The sequence below is a fragment of the Dellaglioa sp. CoH-56-MRSF-14 genome, assembly GCF_056782115.1.
Genome location: NZ_JBXAYB010000037.1, coordinates 1 through 388 on the forward strand (window position 1 = coordinate 1; position 388 = coordinate 388).

The window sequence follows — 388 nt, forward strand, 5'->3', positions numbered from 1 at the left end:
GAGTAGTCGTATCGAATCATCAGGTATCCGGGTGTGGATACGAACATCTTCTTGATGATCTTTGCGAGCTTTCCCCGGCTCGGAATCTGCTGAAGGTTAGGTCCCATCGACGCGAGACGGCCGGTTACCACCGCCCATACCGAATAGTCAGGCCGCAGGTGATTGTCCTTGGCTGCGTCCATGTTCGTCGTAAGCCGTTTGAACCAGCCCTTCGCATACGTGGACAACAGCTTCGTCAGCGCCTGATAGTCGCCGTACAGACCAACGATCTTGTTCTTGTCGCGGTAATGCGCAACGAATTCCTTGTCGATGGCATCTGCCCCGGTCTTCGTCTTCGACAAGGGTTCGAGTCCGAGGATGTCGAAAAAGAGCTTTGCCTTGTGTGGCG

The 388-nt window shown here is 54.6% G+C and carries 1 protein-coding gene; it reads right to left on the reverse strand.

The annotated features are described in order from the left end of the window. The coding region (locus AC1RPX_RS07745) for a DNA polymerase (protein ID WP_481763326.1) at positions 1-388 on the reverse strand (388 nt) is incomplete at both ends.